Source organism: Acidovorax sp. A1169 (genome assembly GCF_030704685.1).
In the GTDB taxonomy this organism is placed as follows: Bacteria; Pseudomonadota; Gammaproteobacteria; order Burkholderiales; family Burkholderiaceae_C; genus Acidovorax.
On record NZ_JAUZDX010000016.1, the window covers coordinates 87,406 to 105,377 of the forward strand.

At 69.1% G+C, this 17,972-nt stretch carries 15 protein-coding genes; 14 read left to right on the top strand and 1 reads right to left on the bottom strand.

Going from position 1 to position 17,972, the window contains the following annotated elements:
* Positions 1–151 precede the first annotated feature (151 nt).
* The 13 genes from QYL93_RS22830 to QYL93_RS22890 all read left to right on the top strand — a co-directional run bounded on the left by QYL93_RS22830 (position 152) and on the right by QYL93_RS22890 (position 14,478).
* Positions 152–2,389 (top strand): TonB-dependent hemoglobin/transferrin/lactoferrin family receptor, encoded by a 2,238-nt coding sequence (locus tag QYL93_RS22830; RefSeq protein WP_305745805.1) that lies wholly within the window; start codon positions 152–154, stop codon positions 2,387–2,389.
* A 37-nt stretch (positions 2,390–2,426) separates the two neighbouring features.
* Positions 2,427–2,783, top strand: coding sequence for a hypothetical protein (locus tag QYL93_RS22835; RefSeq protein WP_305745806.1), 357 nt, complete (start codon positions 2,427–2,429; stop codon positions 2,781–2,783).
* Between the two features lie 11 nt (positions 2,784–2,794).
* Positions 2,795–3,907 carry a hemin-degrading factor gene (locus QYL93_RS22840; protein ID WP_370877026.1) on the top strand — a complete coding sequence of 371 codons (1,113 nt, stop codon included), beginning with the start codon at positions 2,795–2,797 and terminating at the stop codon, positions 3,905–3,907.
* Positions 3,897–4,772, top strand: a complete 876-nt coding sequence (locus QYL93_RS22845; protein ID WP_305745808.1) for a hemin ABC transporter substrate-binding protein — start codon at positions 3,897–3,899, stop codon at positions 4,770–4,772. Before QYL93_RS22840 ends, QYL93_RS22845 begins: the two co-directional genes overlap by 11 nt.
* Positions 4,769–5,851, top strand: a complete 1,083-nt coding sequence (locus tag QYL93_RS22850) for an iron ABC transporter permease (RefSeq protein ID WP_305745809.1) — start codon at positions 4,769–4,771, stop codon at positions 5,849–5,851. Before QYL93_RS22845 ends, QYL93_RS22850 begins: the two co-directional genes overlap by 4 nt.
* Entirely contained in the window at positions 5,848–6,660 is an 813-nt protein-coding gene (locus QYL93_RS22855) for a heme ABC transporter ATP-binding protein (protein WP_305745810.1), read from the top strand. The genes QYL93_RS22850 and QYL93_RS22855 overlap by 4 nt, the downstream gene beginning before the upstream one ends.
* Positions 6,661–6,772: 112 nt before the next feature.
* Positions 6,773–7,150, top strand: coding sequence for a hypothetical protein (locus QYL93_RS22860; protein WP_305745811.1), 378 nt, complete (start codon positions 6,773–6,775; stop codon positions 7,148–7,150).
* A 183-nt stretch (positions 7,151–7,333) separates the two neighbouring features.
* Entirely contained in the window at positions 7,334–8,542 is a 1,209-nt protein-coding gene (locus tag QYL93_RS22865) for a TolC family protein (RefSeq protein ID WP_305745812.1), read from the top strand.
* Between the two features lie 37 nt (positions 8,543–8,579).
* On the top strand, positions 8,580–9,128 hold the full coding sequence (locus QYL93_RS22870) for a hypothetical protein (protein WP_305745813.1): 549 nt from the start codon (positions 8,580–8,582) through the stop codon (positions 9,126–9,128).
* Positions 9,125–10,246: an efflux RND transporter periplasmic adaptor subunit gene (locus QYL93_RS22875; RefSeq protein ID WP_305745814.1), complete on the top strand. Its 1,122-nt coding sequence runs from the start codon at positions 9,125–9,127 to the stop codon at positions 10,244–10,246. Before QYL93_RS22870 ends, QYL93_RS22875 begins: the two co-directional genes overlap by 4 nt.
* A 10-nt stretch (positions 10,247–10,256) precedes the next feature.
* Complete coding sequence (locus QYL93_RS22880; RefSeq protein ID WP_305745815.1) at positions 10,257–13,376, top strand: efflux RND transporter permease subunit; 3,120 nt, start codon at positions 10,257–10,259, stop codon at positions 13,374–13,376.
* A 44-nt stretch (positions 13,377–13,420) separates the two neighbouring features.
* Positions 13,421–13,813: a hypothetical protein gene (locus QYL93_RS22885; protein WP_305745816.1), complete on the top strand. Its 393-nt coding sequence runs from the start codon at positions 13,421–13,423 to the stop codon at positions 13,811–13,813.
* Between the two features lie 101 nt (positions 13,814–13,914).
* Positions 13,915–14,478 (top strand): DUF4303 domain-containing protein, encoded by a 564-nt coding sequence (locus QYL93_RS22890; protein WP_305745817.1) that lies wholly within the window; start codon positions 13,915–13,917, stop codon positions 14,476–14,478.
* A gap of 28 nt (positions 14,479–14,506) precedes the next feature.
* On the opposite strand, the gene QYL93_RS22895 is transcribed toward QYL93_RS22890, so the two are convergent.
* Complete coding sequence (locus QYL93_RS22895) at positions 14,507–15,328, bottom strand: pyruvate, water dikinase regulatory protein (protein WP_305745818.1); 822 nt, start codon at positions 15,326–15,328, stop codon at positions 14,507–14,509.
* A 216-nt stretch (positions 15,329–15,544) separates the two neighbouring features.
* Here QYL93_RS22895 and ppsA point away from each other — a divergent pair, with 216 nt between their 5' ends.
* Positions 15,545–17,938 (top strand): phosphoenolpyruvate synthase, encoded by a 2,394-nt coding sequence (ppsA, locus tag QYL93_RS22900; RefSeq protein ID WP_305745819.1) that lies wholly within the window; start codon positions 15,545–15,547, stop codon positions 17,936–17,938.
* Positions 17,939–17,972: the final 34 nt, after the last annotated feature.

A 17,972-nucleotide genomic window follows, 5' to 3' on the forward strand; every position in this document is an offset into this window, starting at 1 on the left:
ATGGACTGGGCAATGGGCAGAATCATGTGTATTGATAACTATTCTCATATAATGCGCCTGTAGCCAGCCATTGCCAGCCCTTTGAAAGGGCCTCCCGGCGTCCGAAGCCAGCTCTGTTTCCATCCGTCTCAGAGAAAAAGGGTTTCCTGCCGTGGCGCAACCAATCGACCAATCCCCCCGTTTCGCACTCCGTCCGCTGGCCTTGCTGGCCGCGCTGGCGTGCGCCTCCTTCACCGGCGCCCATGCGCAGGCCACGGCCGACGCGCAGCTCGTGGCGGCAGGTCCCGCGCTCAAGGAGGTGGTGATCAGCGGCTCGCGCAGCGAGCAGAACCCCGACGACCTGCCGATGAGCATCGACGTGATCAATGCACGCATGCTCGAAGAAGGTCAGGTGCGCGATATCCGCGATGCAGTGCGCGAGCTGCCCAACGTATCGGTCACGCGCTCGCCCGCGCGCTTTTCGCTGGCCAGCGGCTCCACGGGCCGCGAGCAGAACGCGGGCTTCAACATCCGCGGCTTGGACGGCAACCGCGTGCTGATGATGGTGGACGGCATCCGCCTGCCGCGCAGCTATGTGTTCAGCGCCAATGCCTTTGGCCGCGACTACCTGGACATGGGCCTCTTGCAGCGCATCGAGGTGGTGCGCGGCGCCACCTCGGCGCTGTACGGTTCGGACGGCATGGCCGGCCTGGTGAACTTCATCACCGTGGACCCCGAGAACTTCCTCAAGGACGGCAAGACCCTGGGCGGCCAGGTGAGCGCCGGCTATGACGGCGACGACCATGGCAAGCGCCTGGGCGCCACGGTGGCCGGCCGCGTCAACGACACGGTGCAGTGGCTGGTCAGCGGCAGCGTGAACCGTGCGCGCGAGCTCGACAACAAGGGCACCAACGCTGCGGCCAACGCCGACCGCACCCTGCCCAACCCGCAAAAAGACCAGGGCGGCGCGCTGCTGGGCAAGGTGGTGCTCACGCCCGGCGGCGGCCAGCGCCATGTGTTCACGCTCGAACATGTGGACAAGACCTCCGACTACGAGCTGCTCACCGCGCGCTCCAAGCCGCCGCAGGCGGCCACGTCCACGCTGTCGTCCAATTCTTCAACCGACATGCAGCGCACGCGTGCCACGTGGGAAGGCAACTGGCGCCTGAACGCAGGCTTTGCCGACGACGTGAAGGCCACCCTGAGCTTTCAGGACGCGCATTCGCGCGAATACGCCTTCGAGGACCGCAACACCGCCGCCGACCGCGTGCGCGACGTGACCTACGACGAGCGCAGCTGGCAGGCCAATGTACAGGGCAGCAAGGTGCTGCGCACGGGTAGCAACTGGGTGCAGAAGATCACCTATGGCATCGATCACTCTTCGGCCAAGGTCACCAACCTGCAGGACGGCGTGACGCCGCCCGTGGGCGAGACCTTCCCGCTCAAGCGCTTTCCCGACACCACCGAGACCAGCAACGCCCTGTACGTGCAGGACGAGATCATGAGCGGCCCCTGGAGCGTGACGCCCGGCGTGCGCTTCGACACCTTCCGCATCAAGGCCGACCAGAGCGGCTTCGGCGCGCAGGCGGTGTCGCTGTCGGGCAACGCCACCTCGCCCAAGCTGGGCCTGCTGTACCGCGCCACAGATGCCTGGAGCGTGTTCGGCAACTATGCCGCGGGCTTCCGTGCGCCCAATGCCGGCCAGGTCAACGCCTTCTTCGAGAACCCGGTCAGCAACTACAAGACGGTGCCCAACGGCAACCTCAAGCCCGAGAAGAGCCAGAACTTCGAGCTTGGCGTGCGCGGCCGCATGGACGCGCTGTCCATTGAGGCGGCGGTCTTCACCGGTCGCTACAAGGACTTCATCGAAGACCTGCGCCAGGTGGGCGGCACGGGCGCGCCGGGCAACCCGCTGGTGTTCCAGTCGGTCAACATCGGCCGCGTCAAGCTCAATGGCTTCGAGGTCAAGGGCGATGTGCGCTGGGGCAGCTTCGCCGGCGGCCAGCTGAGCACGCCGTTCGCCTACGGCCAGACGCGCGGCCGCGACACCGCTACCGGCAAGCCGGTCAACACCGTGGACCCGCAGCGCCTGACGGCAGGCGTGCGCTACGACACCAGCGCGTGGATGGCCCGCCTGGACCTGACGCACGCCGCCGCCAAGAAGGCCGAGGACGTGACCCTGGCCACGGGCAGCACGCAGTACCTCACCCCCTCGTACACGGTGCTCGACCTGTCGGGCCAGTGGCGCATCCGCAAGGACCTGCGCCTGAACGCGGGCATCTACAACCTGACCGACAAGAAGCACTGGCGCTGGGCCGACGTGCGCGGCCTGGCCGCCAACGCCAGCTTCATCGACGCCTACAGCCAGCCGGGCCGCGCCGTGCGCGTCTCGCTGGTGGCGGATTTCTGAGCCACTTTCTCAAACCCATCGCGGAAGGAGACAGACCATGAGCCACGCCAACGATACGCCTGATGCCCCGGCCTCCGGCGGCCACTGCGACGAGGAATACAGCCTGCCCTGCGCCGAAGCGCTGCTGGCCGGCACTTTGGCCCTGATGACGGGCTATGTGCAGGCCTGCTGCGATAGCCACCGCGATGCGATGGGCCGCAAGATCACGGCCAACCTGCAGATGCTGGCCGACGCCGAGGGCTTCACGCCGCACTTTCGCACCGTGGTCTGGAGCCTGCAGGGCCGCTGGGCCCAGCAGGGTGCAGGGCAGGGGGCCGATGCCGCGAGCGCCGCCCTGTCGGCCGCCGAGCAGCGCCGCGCGCTGTGGCTGACTGCACCGGAGACCGTTCAATGAGTGAGGTACTGATGAACAACGCCGACCTGAGCGGCATGCGCCTGCTGACGGCGCCCGCCATCCGCGAGCAGTTCGCCGCCGTGCGGGCCACGGGCAAGCGCGCCAAGGATGCGGCCGAAGCCCTGGGCCTGTCCGAAGGTGCTGCCATCGCCGCCCATTCGGGCGAGCACGAATACCCGCTCAAGGCCGTGCCGCTGCAGGGCTCGTGGCTGCAGCTGCTGCAGTCGCTGGAAGCCTGTGGACCGCTGATGGCGCTGACGCGCAACGAGGGCGTGGTGCACGAGAAGACCGGGGTCTACATGAACATCTCGGCCACGGGGCCCGTAGGCCTGGCCTTGAGCGAGGATATCGACCTGCGCCTGTTCTTCTCGCAGTGGCATGCGGGCTTCGCGGTGACCGAGGCCGCCGCCGACCCGGCGCGCGCGCCCCAGCGCAGTCTGCAGTTCTTCAACGCTCACGGGCGTGCGGTGCACAAGGTGTTCGTGCGCGAAGCCACCGACCTGGCCGCGCTCGATGCCGTGGTGCAACGCTTTGCCCAGCCGAGCGCGGGCTATGTGTTCGGCGCCGCACCGCTGGCCGAGGTGCCGCGGCCCGATGCCGAGATCGACGCCACAGGTCTGCGCGAGGCCTGGGCCGCGATGCAGGACACGCACGAGTTCTTCGGCCTCACGAAGAAGTTCGCGGTGGAGCGCCAGCAGAGCTTTCGCCTGGTGGAAGGGCAGTTTGCCTGGCGCCTGGCGCGTGAATCCGTGACGACGCTGCTGCAGGACGCGGCCGGCGGCGGCCTGCCCATCATGGTCTTCGTGGGCAGCGGCGGCTGCATCCAGATCCATACCGGGCCGGTGGCGAACATCAAACCACTGGACACACCCGGAGCGCAGTGGATCAATGTGCTCGACCCGGGCTTCAACCTGCACCTGCGCACCGACATGGTGGCCAGCGTGTGGCTGGTGGAAAAGCCCACGGCCGACGGCGTGGTGACCTCGGTCGAGGCCTTCGACCATGCGGGCGAGCTGATGGCCATGTTCTTTGGCGCGCGCAAGCCCGGCAAGCGCGAGCTGCAGGGTTGGCGCGATCTGGCGGCACGCCTGCCGCGACTGCAGGAGCTGGCCCATGCCGCGTGATAGCGTGTTGATCGAGCGCCGCCAGGTACTGCGCGGTGCTGCCGCACTGCCTTTGTTTTTGGCTCTGGGCCAGGCCCATGCGGCGGGTGCTGCGCGCATCGTCTCGCTGGGCGGCGCGCTGACCGAGGTGGTCTACCTGCTGGGCGCGCAGAGCCAGCTCGTGGGCACGGACACGACGAGCCTGTTCCCCGAGGCCGCGCTCAAGACCGCCAAGGTCGGCTACATGCGCCAGCTCTCGGCCGAGGGGCTGCTGTCCCTCAGGCCCGATGCCGTGGTGGGCACCACCGAGGCGGGGCCGCCCGTGGTGCTCGACCAGGTGCGCAGCGCCGGTGTGCGCGTGGAGCTGGTCAAGGCCGACCACACCTGGGACGAGGTGCAGCGCAAGGTGGCCACCGTGGGCCGCGTGGCGGGCCGCGAGCGCGAGGCCCAGGCCCTGCAGGCCGAGCTCGATGCCCAGTGGGCCGGCGTGCAGAAAAGCGTGGCCGCCGCCGCACGGCGCCCGCGTGCGATCTTCATCCTCTCGCACAGCGGCAGCCCCATGGTGGCCGGCACCGGCACCGCAGCCGATGCACTGATCCGCTTTGCCGGCGGCACCAACGCCATCACCCAGTTCGCAGGCTACCGGCCGCTCACGGCCGAAGCCATGGCCAGCGCCGCGCCCGAGGTGCTGCTCAACAGCACGCAAGGCATCGAGGCGCTGGGCGGCGAGACGGCGTTCTGGCAGCGGCCGGAACTGGCCTTGACTCCGGCATTCCGCCGCAAGGCCCTGCTAGCCATGGAAGCCAGCCACCTGCTGGGCTTTGGCCCGCGCCTGCCCGCCGCCGTGCGCGAGCTGCACACGCGCATGCAGGCGATCACGGCGTGAGCGGGCTGGCGGCCGTGCAGCCCCTGGTGCGGCGCACCCCGGGGCGCCTGTCCCCGCGCGCCGCGCTGGCGCTGGGCCTGGCCCTGGTGCTGCTGGCCTTTGTCTGGGGCAGCACGCAGGGCGCCTATGCGATCACGCCAGCCCAGTTGTGGCAGGTGCTGCTGCAGGCCGTGGGCGCCGTGCCCGCGCCCGCGCATGCGCCCGAGTACCTGGTGTTCGTCAACATCCGCCTGCCGCGCCTGCTGATGGGCGTGGCCGCCGGGGCGGGCCTGGGCCTGGCCGGTGCGCTCATGCAGGGCTTGTTCCGCAACCCGCTGGCCGACCCCGGCCTCATCGGAGTGAGCAGCGGTGCGGCGCTGGCGGCGGCGCTTGCCATCGTGCTGGGCATGCACTTTCTGCCCGACCTGCCGCGCACCCTGGGCAGCTGGACCCTGGTGCTCATGGCCTTTGGCGGCGGCCTGCTGGTCACCGCGCTCATCTACGGCCTGGCGCAGGCCGATGGCGGCACGCGCATGGGGCTCATGCTGCTGGCGGGCGTGGCGGTCAATGCGCTGGCGCTGGCGGGCCTGGGCTACCTCAATTTCATCTCCACCGACGAGCAGTTGCGCAACATCCAAATGTGGCTGCTGGGCAGCCTGGGTGGGGCGCGCTGGAGCGCCGTGGCCCTGGTGGGCAGCGTGGTCGCGGTGGCCTGCGGCCTGGGCCTGGCGCTGGCGCGCCCGCTCAATGCCATTGCCCTGGGCGAGGCGCAGGCCGCGCTGCTGGGCGTGCCGGTGGAGCGCACCAAACGCCTGGCCGTGCTGGTGACGGCACTGGCGGTAGGTGCCGTGACCGCGGCCACCGGCATCATCGGTTTCATCGGCCTGGTGGCGCCGCACTGGGTGCGGCTCGTGGCCGGGCCGGACCACCGCGTGGTGCTGCCCTGCTCGGCCCTGCTGGGCGCCACGCTGGTGCTGGCGGCCGACGTGGTGGCGCGCACCATCGTCAAGCCGGCCGAGCTGCCGCTCGGGGTGCTCACGGCCTTCATCGGCGTGCCCTTGTTCCTGGCCATGCTGCGCCAGTTCCGGAGCAAGGTGTGAACGCGAGTCCCCTCCATCCCGGCGAACCGCTGGTGTGCGATCAACTGGGCGTGGGCCTGCCGGGCCGGCCACTGCTGGCCACCGTGCATGCACGCCTAGCCCCCGGCCGCGTCACGGCCATCCTCGGGCCCAACGGGGCGGGCAAGTCCACCTTGCTGTCCATGCTGTCGGGCCAGCGCGCGCCGCGCTCGGGCTCGGTGGGCCTGGGGGGCAGGGTGCTCTCGGCCATTGCCGCGCCCGAGCTGGCGCGCCTGCGCGCGGTGCTGCCGCAGGAGACGGCCGTGGCCTTCGACTTCACGGTGCAGGAGGTGGTGGAGATGGGGCGCTTTCCCCACCGCCAGTCGCCCAGCCGGCAGGAAGCGCGCATTGCGCAGGATGCGATGGAGGCCACCGGCGTGGCCCACCTGGCCACGCGCGGCGTCAACACCCTCTCGGGCGGCGAGCGCGCACGCGCCCACCTGGCCCGGGCGCTGGCCCAGATCTGGGAACCAAGGCCCGACGGCGCCACGCGCTGGCTGCTGCTGGACGAACCCACGGCCGCGCTCGACCTGGCGCACCAGCACCAGGCCATGACCCTGGTGCGCCGCTGGGCGGTGGAGCAGGGCATCGGCGTGGTGGCCGTGCTGCACGACCTGAACCTGGCGCTGCGCTATGCGCACGATACGGTGCTGATGGGCGCAGGGCGCTGCGACGTGGGGCCCACGGGTGAGACGCTGCATACTGCGGCCATTGCGCGCGTGTGGGGTGTGGAATGCTCCGAGGTGCGCGCCGGCGATGGCACGCCGCAGTTTCTGGTGGCTGCGGGATGATGCGGACATGACGATTCGGTCATCTGCCATGGCCATGCCCTTGGCCCCATGGGGACATGCGCGCTTGGGCATGCTGCGCTGCACGATCTTGTCACTAGAATGCGCGCACACCATGCGCCGCCTGCTCCTCGCCTTCCTGCTGCTGTTCATGCCGCTCCAGTCCATCTGGGCAGCGGCATCGCCGTACTGCGGGCACGAGGCCGCGCCGCAGGCCTCGCATTTTGGCCACCATGTGCATGAGCACCAGGCCCATGCATCGACCGAGCCATCCAAGGCCGACGAAACGCCCGACCACAGAGGCCTGGCCACCACCGGCACGGCCGACATGGACTGCCATGCCTGCCATGGCGCGGGCAGCGGCATGGCGTTGAGCGCCAGTGCCCAGGCCATCGTGGTGTCGGTGGGCCGCCCTGCGTCCCTGGTGGCGCCGGCCTGGGTCCACCCACCCCTCTCCCGCCCCGAACGCCCCAATTGGTCCGACCTCGCCTGAGCGGCGAGGCGGGGCACCGGGTAGCCCCTTCCTGACGATTCCACGCTGCCTTGGCGGGCAGCAGCGGTGTGCGCGTGCGCGCCGGGCATCGTGCCTTGCCGATTTCAACACCGTGGCCCCTGGCCACTGCAGAGGAATCGGATGCAACGAACGAGAAGAACCAATCACACCCCACGGCTGCGCATGGCCGCCGTGGCCCTGGCGTGGGCGCTGGCCGGCAGTGCCGCGCTGGCCCAGCCGCCTGCGCCACCGCTCACGCTCAAGGCCTTGTTCGACAGGGCCTGGGAGCGCCAGCCCGAGGCGCAGTCGGCCGCGCTGCGGCGCGAATCGGCGCAGGCCGCTCGCAACGGCGCATCGTCCTGGACGGCCGAGCCCGCCGCGCTGGAGCTGTCCACCAAGACCGACCGCCCCGGCAGCAACCAGGGCAACCGCGAAGTGGAGGTGGGCGTGGCCCTGCCGCTGTGGCTGCCCGGTGAACGCACACGCAAGGCCGCACTCGGCGATGCCGAGATCAAGGCCGTGGAGAGCCGCCGCCTGGCCGCGCAGCTGCAATTGGCCGCCAGCGTGCGCGAGGCCTGGTGGACCCTGCAGCGTGCGCAGGTGGAAATGGGCCTGGCCCAGGACCGGCTGCAGAACGCCCAGCGCCTGGCGGCCGACGTGGCCCGGCGCTTCCAGGCCGGCGACATGTCGCGTGCCGACCAGACCCAGGCCAACGGCGCCGTGGCCCAGGCCGAAGCCGCCGTGGCCGAAGCCACCGGAGCGCGCGATGTGGCGCAGGCGGGCCTGGCTGTCTGGGGTGGCAGCGTGGAGCTGGCCGACGGGGCAGAGCCCGAGGCCGTGCCCGGCGCCGGCCTGCCAGCCGACCACCCCGCCGTGGCCGATTGGCGGGACCAGGCCGAGGTGGCGCGCCGCGCAGCCGACCTGGCTGCCGTGCAGACCCGTGCCAACCCCGAACTGACCGTGGCCGCCACGCGCGGGCGTGAGCAATCGGGCGAGCGCTACCTGCAAAGCTTCACCGTCGGCGTGCGCGTTCCCCTGGGCGGTGGCGACCGGGCGCGCGCCAAGGAGGCCGCCGCACGCGCCGACGCCCTCGACGCCGAGGTGCGCGCCCGCGTGGAGCAGGACCGTCTGGCAGCCGATGTGGCCGCAGCCAGCGCCCGTGTGAAGGCCGCGCAGGCCCAGCGCGAGGCCATGGCCCGCCATGCGGCGCTGGCGCGCGACACGCGCGGCTTCATCGACAAGGCCTTCCGCCTGGGCGAGGCCGACTGGCCCACGCGCCTGCGCGTGGAACTCGAAGCCGTGCAGGCCGAGCGCCAGTTGGCGCGCGCCCGCATCGATGCCGCAGCCGCTGTCTCCACCCTGCGCCAGGCCATGGGCCTGCTGCCGCAATGAGCAGCCTACCTATCTCGACACCATTTTTGTGATCACCATGCAACTCCCTTCTCTTTTTTCCGCACTGGGCTTGGCCCTGGTGTTGGGCCTCACGCCCCTGTGGGCACTGGCCGACGATGGCCACAACCATGGCGAGGCACCGGCCACCGCCGCCGGACCTGCCCTGCCGCGCTTTGCCGCCACCTCCGACCTGTTCGAGCTCGTGGGCGTGCTCGACGGGCAAAAGCTGGCGCTTTACCTCGACCATGCGGGCGACAACAGCCCCGTGAAGGAGGCCCAGCTGGAGCTCGATATCGCCGGCACGCGCGTGCCCGTCACCCGCGTCGCCGACGGCGAGTTCCAGGCCGCACTGGCCGCACCGCTGGCCGAGGGCGTGAGCCCCGTCACGGTCACCGTGGTGGCCGGCGCCGAGACCGACCTGCTGGCCGGCGAGATCGATGTGCATGCCGCTGCGCATGCCCATGCCGAGCCTGCGGGCCGGCGCAACGCGCTGGTGGCCGGTGCCGTGGGCGCCGTGCTGCTGGCCCTGGGCGCCGTGTGGGGTCTGCGGCGCAGCCGCACCGCCCGTGTGGGAGGTGCCGTATGAAGCACTCTATTGCGACCCGCACCCTGGCCGCCTTGCTGGTGGCCGCCGGTCTGTACGCCCCCCTGGGCGCGGTGGCCGGCGAAGGCCATGACCATGGTGACGCCCCTGCGGCCGCCGACGGCAATGGTCCCAAGCGCCAGCCCGATGGCAGCGTGTTTTTGCCCAAGCCCGCGCAGCGCCAGCTGGGCGTGCGCACCCTGGTGGCGGCCGAGGGCCGGCACCCCAAGGCCTTCGAGCTGGCCGGCACGGTGGTGATGGACCCCAATGCCGGCGGCAAGGTGCAGGCCGCGCTGGCCGGCCGGCTGGAGGCAGGGCCCAAGGGCCTGCCCGGCGTGGGCCAGGCGGTGCGCAAGGGCGAGGTGCTGGCCTATGTGGTGCCTGCGGCGGGAGCCATCGAGCGCTCCAACCAGTTGGCCCAGCAGGCCGAGCTGCGCGCCGCGCGCGACCTGGCCGCACGCCGCTTGGCACGTTTGAAGGACCTGGCGGACACCGTGCCGCGCAAGGACATCGAGGCGGCCGAGAGCGAGCTGCAAAGCTTTACCCAGCGCCTGGGCGCCGTGGGCGCCGGCCTGTCCACGCGCGATGCGCTGGTGGCGCCCGTGTCGGGCGTGATCGCCTCGGCCAACGCCGTGGCAGGGCAGGTGGTGGATGCGCGCGAACTGCTGTTCGAGGTGGTGGACCCTTCGCGCCTGCGTGTCGAGGCCCTGGCCTACGACACGGCGCAGGCCCACAGCGTGGCCGGTGCCACGCTGGCCGTGGGCGGGCAGCGCGTGCCGCTGCGCTTTCTGGGCGCGGCGCGCAGCCTGCGCGACCAGGCGCTGCCGCTGCAGTTTGCCGGCGACTCGGCGGTGCTGGGCACCCTGGCCCTGGGCCAGCCCGTGCGCGTGTTCGTGCAGTCCACCGAGCAGGCCGCCGGTGTGCAGGTGCCCGTGGCCTCGCTGCTGCGCAACCCCGCGAACCAGACCATTGTCTGGGTCAAGGAGTCGCCCGAGCGCTTCGTGCCGCGCGTGGTCACCTACGTGCCGCTGGACGGTACTTCGGTGGCCGTGACCTCGGGCCTCAAGGCCGGTGACCGCGTGGCCACGCAGGGCGCCACGCTGATCAACCAGGTCCGCTAGGAGCCACCCGATGTTCAAGTGGCTACTCGAAAACAGCCTGGCCAACCGGCTGCTGGTGCTCATCGCGGCCGGCGTGCTCATGGCCTATGGCGCCTTCACGCTCTCGCGCACCCCGGTGGACGTGTTCCCCGATCTCAACAAGCCCACCGTCACGCTGATGACCGAGGCCGGTGGCATGGCCGCCGAGGAGGTGGAGCAGCTCATCACCTTCCCGCTGGAAACCACGATGAACGGGCTGCCCGGGGTGGAGAGCGTGCGCTCCACGTCCAGTGCGGGCCTGTCCTTCATCTACGTCACCTTCGACTGGAGCACGGACATCTTCCGCGCCCGGCAGATGGTGTCCGAGCGCCTGTCGTCCATGGAGGAAGGGTTGCCCGCAGGCGTGACGCCGCGCATGGGGCCCATCAGCTCCATCATGGGCGAGATCATGCAGGTGGCGATCCCCATCGACGTGCAGCGCACCACGCCCATGGCCGTGCGCGAGTACGCCGACTGGGTGCTGCGCCCGCGCCTGCTGGCGATTGCCGGCGTGGCGCAGGTGATCCCCATCGGCGGCGAGGTGCGCCAGTTCCAGGTGCAGCCGCAGACGGCGCGCATGGCCGAACTGGGCATCACGCACGACCAGCTCACAGGGGCGCTCAAGGGCTTCTCGGCCAATACCTCGGGGGGCTTTCTGGAGCTCAACGGGCGCGAGTACCTGATCCGCCACCTGGGCCGCACCTCGCGGCTGGAAGACCTGCAGAACCTGGCGCTCACCGCGAAGAACGGCCAGCCCGTGCTGCTGCGCCAGGTGGCCGAGGTGACCTTCGCCGCAGCCCTCAAGCGTGGGGACGCGGGCTTCGAGGGCAAGCCTGCCGTGATCCTGGGCATCCAGAAGCAGCCCACGGCCGACACCATCGCGCTCACGCGCAGCATCGAGGCGGCACTTGGCGACCTGAAGAAGTCGCTGCCCGCGGGCATGGAGGCGCCGCGCGTCACCTTCCGCCAGGCGAGCTTCATCGAGGCCTCGGTCACCACCTTGCAGGGCAAGCTCATGGGCGCCTCGGTGTTCGTGGCGGTGATCCTGTTCGTGTTTTTGGGCACGCTCAGGCCCACGGTGATCGCGCTCACGGCCATCCCGGTGTCTATCTTCATCACCGCGCTGGTGTTCAAGTACTTCGGCCTGTCGATCAACACCATGACGCTGGGCGGACTGGCGATCGCCATCGGCGGCCTGGTGGACGATGCGGTGGTGGACGTGGAGAACGTGCTGCGGCGCCTGAAGATGGACCGCGCCAGGCACCCGAACCACCGCTTGCACCCGCTGGAGGTGGTCAAGCTCGCGTCGATGGAGGTGCGCTCGGGCATCCTCTACGCCACGGCCATCATCGTGCTGGTGTTCCTGCCGCTGTTCGCGCTGCCGGGCATCGAGGGGCGGCTGTTCGTGCCGCTGGGCATCGCCTTCATCGTCTCCACGGTGGCCTCGCTGCTGGTGTCGGTCACCGTTACGCCGGTGCTGGCCTTCTACCTGCTGCCGCGCATGAAGAACCTGGACCACGGTGACACGCGCGTGGTGGCCTGGCTCAAGGCGCGCTACCGCAGCGGGTTGATGGGCGTGCTGGCGCGCCCGCGCATCGCCATGGCCGTGAGCGCAATGGCGGTGGTGCTCTCGGTGGCGGCGGTGCCGTTCTTCCCGACCACCTTTCTGCCGCCCTTCAATGAGGGCACGCTGCTCATCGGCATGCGCCTGAACCCGGGCGTTACGCTGGCCGAGTCGGCCGCCCTGGCCAGCCAGGCCGAGGTGCTGGTGCGCCAGGTGCCAGAGGTCACGCACGTGGGCCGTCGCAGCGGCCGGGCCGAGCTGGACGAACATGCCGAGGGCGTACACGTGAGCGAACTCGACGTGGGCCTGCTGCCAGCTTCCGAGCTGAAACGCAGCATGGCCGCAGTGCAGGCCGACATCCGCAGCCGGCTGGCGCAGATGCCGGCGGCGATTGCCATCGGCCAGCCGATCTCGCACCGCATCGACCACATGCTGTCGGGCGTGCGCTCGCAGATCGCGATCAAGCTCTTCGGCGAGGACCTCGACACCCTGCGTGGCCAGGCCGATGCGCTGCGTGCGCGCCTGGCCAGCATCGATGGCCTGGCCGACCTGGAGGTGGAAAAGCAGGTGCTGGCACCGCAGATCACCGTGCGCGTGGACCATGCCGCCGCCGCCCAGTACGGCGTGCCCGCGGCCCAGGTACTGGCCACGCTGCAGGGACTGGTGGAGGGCGAGAAAGTCACGCAGATCGTGGAGGGCAGCCGCCGCTTTGCGCTGGTGGTGCGCCTGCCCGAGAGCGCGCGCTCACTCGAAGGCCTGGCGCAGATCATGATCGAGACCCCGCGCGGGCGCGTGCCGCTGTCGCGCCTGGCGAGCATCGAGGACGGGGACGGCCCCAACCAGATCAGCCGCGACGACGGCAAGCGGCGCATCGTGCTGTCGGCCAATGCACAGGGCCGGGCGCTGTCCGACGTGGTGGCCGACATCCGCAAGGTGGTGGGCGAGACGCGCCTGCCGGATGGTTACTTCATCACCTTGGGCGGCCAGTTCCAGGCGCAGGAGGAGGCCAGCCGGCTGGTGGGCATGCTCGCCATCGTCTCGCTGGTGCTGATGTTCGTGGTGCTGTACACGCGCTACCGCTCGGCCACGCTGTCGGCGTTGATCATGGCCAACATCCCGCTGGCGCTGGTGGGCGCCGTTCTCGGTTTGTGGATCTCGGGCCAGCCGCTGTCGGTGGCGGCGCTGATCGGCTTCATCACACTGGCGGGCATCTCGGTGCGCAACGGCATTTTGAAGGTGAGCCACTACCTGAACCTGATGCGCGTGGAGGGCGAGAACTTCGACCACGCCATGATCGTGCGCGGCTCGCTTGAACGCCTCTCCCCCGTGCTCATGACCGCCCTGGTCACCGCCTTCGCGCTGGCCCCGCTGCTGCTGGAGGCCGAGCGCCCCGGCACCGAGATATTGCACCCGGTGGCCGTGGTGATCTTCTCGGGCCTGATCAGCTCGACCCTGCTCGACACCTTCCTGACCCCGGCTTTGTTCTGGCTGTTCGGCCGCCGCGATGCCGAGCGCCTGCTGGACGACAAGAACGCCGAGGCCTTCTGAGCTTTCTCTCTCCCCCGTTCCCTCAACCCCTTGAAAGGACCTCCATGACAATGACCAAGTACCTCCTGGCCTCACTGGCCCTGGCCGTCTCCGGCGCGGCATTCGCCGCTGGCGACCACACCCATGGCGACGACCACAAGCCGCAGCACGGCGGCATCGTGGCCGGCACCCACGACATGGACTACGAGCTGGTGGCGCGGCCCGACCTGATCACCCTGCACCTGCGCGACCATGGCAAGCCGGCCAGCTCCCAGGGTGTGGGCGCCAAGCTCACGCTGCTCAACGGCACCGAAAAATCCGAGGCCGTGCTGGTACCGGCCGGCGAGGGCAAGCTCGAAGCCAAGGGCACGTTCAAGGTCGCGGCGGGCACCAAGGTGGTGGCGCTGGTGACACTGCCAGGCAAGAAGGCGGCCAATGTGCGTTTCGCGTTGAAGTAAGCAGGCACCAACGCCATTCGGTGCGCAATGCGTCACGAAAATGGCGCCGGGTGGTGCTGGCACGGGCTGCCTGCGACACAGGGTGGGCCTACCATGTGTCCATGCCTGCTTCTTCCTCCGACTTCGATTTCGCCGCGCTGGCCGAGGGCATCGCCCAGGCCAGCCGCGCGGCCCTGGCCGACATCTCCGAGCGCTGCGGCCCGCAAGACCCTGTGTGCGCCTTCACCCTGTACACCGACGACGGGGCCATGACCGTCTGCCCGGCCCTGTTGACCGAATCGCAGGTGCGTGAACTCACTTCGCGCCACCCGGACGAGGCCGGTTACTACCGCTACAGCTCGTCGGAATGGCCCATGGAGGGGGAGGGCGCCAATGGCGCATTCAATGACCTGTGCACGCTGGTGCGCGAACATGTGCTGGCGCTGCCGGACGAAGGGGGTGATGCCGCCTTCACGGCTTTTCGCGCGCAACTGCTCGAAACCATGGTCCAGGTGCTGGAGCGGCTGCGCCGCGAAGACCCGGCCTTCGTACGCGAGTCCCTGCTGCTGCAGGTGTCGGTGTCGGATGGCGATGAGCCGGCCAAGGTGCTGAACCAGTGGGTGGCCCGCCTGAACCCGCCTGCCGCAGTAGCCGAATTCAAGGCCTGGACCGATTCCTGGGGTTGACGGCTGGCGCGGGCATGGCCCGCCGCCGTCAATACACCAGCCGTTCGGGCCGGATTTCCTGCAGGATGGTGGTGGCGATCTCTTCGATCGACTTGGTGGTGGTGGACAGCCAGCGGATGCCGGCGCGCCGCATCATGGCTTCGGCCTCGGCCACTTCGTGGCGGCAGTTGACCAGGTCGGCGTACTTGGAGTTGGGGCGGCGCTCGTTGCGGATCTCGGACAGGCGCTCGGGCTGGATGGTCAGGCCGAAGATCTTCTTGCGGTGCGGCTCCAGCGCGGGCGGCAGCTGGCGGCGGTCGAAATCCTCGGGGATCAGCGGGTAGTTGGCGGCCTTCATGCCGTACTGCATGGCCAGGTACAGGCTGGTGGGGGTCTTGCCGCTGCGGCTCACGCCCACCAGGATCACGTCGGCACCGGCCAGGTCGCGGTTGCTCTGGCCATCATCGTGCGCCAGGCTGAAGTTGATGGCTTCGATGCGGTCGGTGTACTCCTTGCTGCGGCTCACGTCACTGAAGCGGCCCACGCGGTGGTGGGACTTGATACCGAGCTCTTCCTCCAGCGGGTGCACGAAGGTGCCGAACATGTCGAGCAGCATGCCCTTGCAGCCTTCCTGGATGACGCGCAGCACCTCCATGTTGACCAGGGTGGTGAATACGATGGGCTTCTTGCCCTCGATCTCGGCCGTGTGGTTGATCTGCCGCACCGTCTGGTGCGCCTTGTCCACGCTGTCGATGAAGGGCAGGCGCACATGGCGGGGCTTCAGCTCGAACTGGGCCAGGATGGCATTGCCAAAGGTCTCTGCGGTGATACCGGTGCCGTCGGAGACAAAGAATACGGTGCGCGTGTGCATGAATGGGGGCCTTTGGGTGTGTCAACACGTTGTCAACCTGCTTGCGGCGCGGCAGGCCTACAATTGTGTCAATTATCCAAATTTCTCAACCATGCACGCCGTCGGCACACAACCACAACGACAAAGCCTGAGCCCGTGCATGGCCGCTCGCCCCACGGTGCCCCTTGGTAGGGGCGGGCGCGCAGACGACCCGGTTTCAACTTCTGGAGCTTTCCCATGTCTGCACTTTTCAGCCCGACCGCCCTGGTCGTACCGTTTGAAAACCTGAGAATGACCGATGTCGAGTCGGTGGGCGGTAAAAACGCCTCCCTCGGCGAAATGATCTCGCAGCTGCCCGAGGGCGTGCGCGTCCCTACGGGTTTTGCCACCACGGCACATGCCTTCCGCGAATTCCTGGCCCACGACGGCCTGGCCGACAAGATCAGCGCCAAGCTGGCCAGCCTCGATACCGAGGACGTGCGCGCCCTGGCCCGGGTAGGTGGTGAAATCCGCGCCATGGTCGAGGCCCAGCCCTTCCCCGCCGACCTGCAAAAAGCCATTGGCGAAGCCTTTGCCACCCTGTCCGCCGGCAACCCGCAGGCCAGCTTTGCCGTGCGCTCGTCCGCCACGGCCGAAGACCTGCCCGACGCCTCGTTCGCCGGCCAGCAGGAGACCTTCCTGAACGTGGTGGGCATCGACGACGTGCTGCACAAGATGAAGGAGGTGTTTGCCTCCCTGTACAACGACCGCGCCATCTCCTACCGCGTGCACAAGGGCTTTGCGCACGACGTGGTGGCACTGTCGGCCGGCGTGCAGCGCATGGTGCGCTCCGACCTGGGCGCTGCAGGCGTGATGTTCACCATCGACACCGAGTCGGGCTTCGACCAGGTGGTCTTCATCACCAGCAGCTACGGCCTGGGAGAGACGGTGGTGCAGGGCGCCGTGAACCCCGACGAGTTCTACGTGCACAAGCCCACCCTGCAGGCCGGCAAGAAGGCCGTGATCCGCCGCAATCTGGGCAGCAAGCTGGTTCAGATGGTGTTCTCCACGGCCGAGGAAAAGGCCGCATCGGGCAAGCTGGTGAAGACCACCGATGTGCCCACCGAGCAGCGCAACCGCTACTCGCTGACCGATGCCGACGTGCAGCAACTGGCGCACTACGCGCTGGTGATCGAGCAGCACTATGGCCGCCCGATGGACATCGAATGGGGCAAGGACGGCACCGACGGCCTGCTTTACATCCTGCAGGCGCGACCCGAGACGGTCAAGAGCCAGTCCAAGGGCCAGGCCGAGATGCGCTACAAGCTCAAGGGCCAGGGCACCGTGCTGGCCGAGGGCCGCGCGATTGGCCAGAAGATCGGCACCGGCCCGGTGCGCCTGGTGCACAGCATTGCCGAGATGGACAAGGTGCAGCCCGGCGACGTGCTGGTGACCGACATGACCGACCCCAACTGGGAGCCGGTGATGAAGCGCGCCAGCGCCATCGTCACCAACCGCGGCGGACGCACCTGCCACGCGGCTATCATCGCGCGCGAACTGGGCATCCCGGCCGTGGTGGGCTGTGGTGACGCGACCGAGCTGCTGAAAGACGGCACCCTGGTCACCGTGAGCTGCGCCGAGGGCGACACCGGCCACATCTACGACGGCCTGCTGGAGACCGAGGTCACCGAGGTGCAGCGCGGCGAGATGCCGGCCATCAAGACCAAGATCATGATGAACGTGGGCAACCCCCAGCTGGCATTCGACTTCTGCCAGTTGCCTAACGAAGGCGTGGGCCTGGCGCGGCTGGAGTTCATCATCAACAACAACATTGGCGTGCACCCCAAGGCCATCCTGGACTACCCGCAGATCGATGCCGACCTGAAGAAGGCTGTGGAGTCCGTGGCCCGGGGCCATGCCAGCCCGCGCGCCTTCTACGTGGACAAGGTCGCCGAAGGCGTGGCCACCATCGCTGCGGCGTTCTACCCCAAGCCGGTGATCGTGCGCCTCTCGGACTTCAAGAGCAATGAGTACCGCAAACTCATCGGCGGCAGCCGCTACGAGCCCGAGGAAGAAAACCCGATGCTGGGCTTTCGTGGCGCCGCGCGCTACCTGAGCGCAGATTTCGGCGAAGCGTTTGCCATGGAGTGCGAGGCTTTGAAGCGCGTGCGCAACGAGATGGGCCTGACCAACGTGCAGGTGATGGTGCCTTTCGTGCGCACCCTCGGGCAGGCCGAGCGTGTGACGCAACTGCTGGCCCAGCACGGCCTGCAGCGCGGCAAGGACGACCTCAAGGTCATCATGATGTGCGAAGTGCCGAGCAATGCCATCCTGGCCGAGCGCTTCCTCGAGTTCTTCGACGGCTTCTCCATTGGCTCCAACGACCTGACCCAGCTCACGCTGGGCCTGGACCGCGACTCGGGCCTGGAGCTGCTGGCGCAGGACTTCGACGAGCGCGACCCCGCCGTGCTGGCGCTGATCCACCAGGCCATCAAGGCCTGCCTGGCCCAGGGCAAGTACATCGGCATCTGCGGCCAGGGCCCCAGCGACCACCCTGACTTCGCGCAGTGGCTGGCGGCCGAGGGCATCTCATCCATCTCGCTGAACCCCGACAGCGTGATGGCCACCTGGCAGCAGCTGGCTGCGGGCTGAGGCCTTGCGGGCACGGGCACGTCAATCCATGCAG